Annotated in this window: 3 protein-coding genes; 2 read left to right on the plus strand and 1 reads right to left on the minus strand. The window is 70.1% G+C overall.

What is annotated here, in order from left to right:
* Positions 1–458 (plus strand): DUF1631 family protein (locus tag L995_RS01530; protein WP_047468473.1); only part of this gene is annotated, 458 nt, incomplete at its 5' end.
* Positions 459–627: 169 nt separating this feature from the next.
* On the plus strand, positions 628–1,773 hold the full coding sequence (locus tag L995_RS01535; RefSeq protein WP_047468475.1) for an FAD-dependent monooxygenase: 1,146 nt from the start codon (positions 628–630) through the stop codon (positions 1,771–1,773).
* Positions 1,774–1,779: 6 nt separating this feature from the next.
* Here L995_RS01535 and L995_RS01540 read toward each other — a convergent pair.
* A partial coding sequence (locus L995_RS01540; protein ID WP_047468478.1) for a P1 family peptidase occupies positions 1,780–2,425 on the minus strand: 646 nt, incomplete at its 5' end.

Genomic DNA, 2,425 nt, shown 5'->3' on the forward strand with positions numbered 1-2,425 from the left:
AGTCGTTGTTCGGCGTGGCGGCCTCCATGCCGGTGCCGCTGGATGTGCCGCAGCCCATGGCGAGCGATATGGCGCACGAGATGGCCACCCTGACCGAGCAGGACCTGGAGCTGCCCGAGGCGCTGCAGGACGAGCTGCCTGCCCCCCCGGCCGTTGCGGCGTCGCCGACCAGGATGCCCGGCGAGCCTGCCGGGCCCCAGGTGAGGCCGCATGCGACATCCGTGGCACCTGCACCTGAACCTGCGGCACCCGTGGCGCCCGTGGTGTCCGAGGACTGGGCGCTGGGCACCTGGGTGGAGCTGTCCAATGCCCGGCAGAGCATCCGCACCCAGCTGACCTGGGTCAGCCCGCAGCAGACGCTGTTCCTGTTCACGGCCACGGATGGCAGCACCCAGTCCATGACGCGCCGCATGCGCGACAAGCTGCTGGCGCAAGGGCAGCTGCGGCGCGTGGACTGAGGCGCCTGCCGGACATGCGCCGGCGCCGTTGGGACGAATCGTGCCCAATTCGGGCGTTGCGGAGGTTGAGGCTTGAGGCGCGTCAAAAAGACAATGTCCTGCATCGATGCGCCCCGGATCACGGGGCGCATCACCACCGAATAGACCCCACCAGCAGGAGACAGGAACCATGGCGCGTTTGAGGATAGGCATCGTCGGAGCAGGCATTGGCGGATTGGCGGCAGCCAATGCGCTGCACCAGGCAGGGCATGAAGTATTGGTGTTCGAGCAAAGTCGGCAGTTCCTGCGCGTGGGCGCGGACATCAACCTCACGCCCAATGCCGTGCGCGCCCTCGATGGCCTGGGCGCCGACATCGCCGCCGCCGTGCGTGCCAGCGCCGCACGGCCCACGCACCGCATCAGCCGCAACTGGGACACGGGCGAGGAAACCTCACGCCTGACCATGGGTGACGAGGCCGAGCGCAAATACGGCGCGCCCCAGCTCACCATCCACCGCGCGGACCTGCTGGCGGCCCTGGCCGATGCCTTTCCGCTGGACCAGGTGCAGTTGGGCAAGCGCGCCAGCCAGATCACGCAGACAGGGCACGGCGTGGACATCGCCTTCACCGATGGCAGCGAAGTGGCCGGGCTGGACGCACTCATTGGCGCGGACGGCATCCACTCCGTGGTGCGCGCGGCCGTGTTCGGAGCCGAAAGCCCGCGCTTCACGGGCGTGGTGGCCTTCCGCGCGGTGGTGCCTACCGAGCGCGTGCGCCATGTGCCCGACATCCAGGCCTTCACCAAATGGTGGGGCGCCACGCCGCAAAGCCAGATCGTGACCTTTCCGCTGAACCAGGGGCGCGATACCTTCATCTTTGCCACCACGGCCCAGGAATCGTGGCATGAGGAATCCTGGACCACGCCCGGCAGCGTCGAGGAGTTGCGCGGCTTCTATGCCGATTTCCATCCCGACGCGCGGGCGCTGCTCGACGCCTGCGACACGGTGCTCAAGACCGCGCTGTACGAGCGCGATCCCCTGCCGGCCTGGTCGCAGGACCGCATCACGCTGCTGGGCGATGCCTGCCACCCGATGATGCCCTTCATGGCCCAGGGTGCGGGCATGGCCATCGAGGATGCCGTGGTGCTGGCGCGCAACCTGGACGCTGCCCAGGGATCGCAGCAGGTGCCCGCTGCCCTGGCGCGCTACCAGGCCATGCGCATGCACCGCACCAGCGAGATCCAGATCGGCTCGCGCGGCAACAACTGGCTGCGCGCCGGTGGCAATGCCGATGGCGTCTACGGCTACGACGCCTGGGCGGTGGCACTGCAGGCCTGAACCCGGTCAGGGCCGGCAGGCGGCCAGCTCCCTGGCACAGGGCAGCTCCAGCCCTTCGGCCGTGGTCAGCGACTGCGCGGCCAGCACGGCGCGCACCGTGGCCAGGGCCACGGCCTCGGCGGCCATGGCGGACAGGGTCAGCATACCCAGCGAGTGCTCGGCCAGGCCCGTGCCCAGGGCGAACAGGGTGTCGCCATCGCTCATGGTGTGCACGGGTCGTATGGCGCGTGCCAGGCCGTCATGGGCCACCACGGCCAGGCGCTGGGCCTGGGCCTTGGTGATGCGTGCATCGGTGGCAACCACGCCGATGGTGGTGTTGGTGCCTGCCAGCAGCGGCCGGGGCTCTTCGCCGCGCAGCAAGGCACGGCAGGTGTCGTGCAGCTGGCGGCCATCGGGGCTGCGCGCGCCGGCCAGCAGCACGCCGCTGTGGGGATCGACCACATCGCCCACGGCATTGCAGGCGATCAGCGCGCCCACGGTGACGCCGTGCACGGTGAGCGAGGCCGTGCCGATGCCACCCTTCATGGCGCGATCCATGCCGAAGACCTTGCCCACGCAGGCGCCCATGCCGGCGCCCACATTGCCCTCGGCAGGCCGCGCGGCGCTGGCGGCCTGGCAGGCCGCATGGCCGGCATCGGCACCCGGGCGGATG

The organism is Delftia sp. ZNC0008, from assembly GCF_000799035.1.
Taxonomy (GTDB): domain Bacteria; phylum Pseudomonadota; class Gammaproteobacteria; order Burkholderiales; family Burkholderiaceae_C; genus Comamonas; species Comamonas tsuruhatensis.

Excerpts from the sequence above, each read along its gene's own strand:
- L995_RS01535 (WP_047468475.1), top strand. The coding sequence starts at position 628 with ATGGCGCGTTTGAGGATAGGCATCGTCGGAGCAGGCATTGGCGGATTG.